Raw genomic sequence first — 243 nt, forward strand, 5'->3', positions numbered from 1 at the left:
CGTTAAATTGGCTGAGTGCTGCTTTTACTACCAATTCAGCCGTTTCACCGTCGGAATCCGATACAGCATAGATAATGCGGTTATTCATATTATCCCCCCGTTAGTTTGCAATCGTATAGGATTTCATTTTCAGATAAACTGACAAGTATTTTGGTCATATTTGTTTGTGTCACTCTGCCTATCACTTCAAAGCCTTTATCTGTGTCTTTGATGACAGGCAGTGCATCGATTTGTTTTTCTATT

General features: G+C 38.7%; 1 protein-coding gene and 1 pseudogene. Both read right to left on the minus strand.

The features are described from left to right. The coding region (locus SB658_RS26850; protein WP_410603546.1) for a kinase/pyrophosphorylase at positions 1-88 on the minus strand (88 nt) is incomplete at its 3' end. Position 89: 1 nt separating this feature from the next. Then, a pseudogene (locus SB658_RS26855) lies at positions 90-243 on the minus strand (hypothetical protein); the annotation flags it as partial.

The sequence above is a fragment of the Bacillus sp. SIMBA_008 genome (genome assembly GCF_046535495.1).
GTDB classification, from domain to species: Bacteria; Bacillota; Bacilli; order Bacillales; family Bacillaceae; genus Bacillus; species Bacillus subtilis.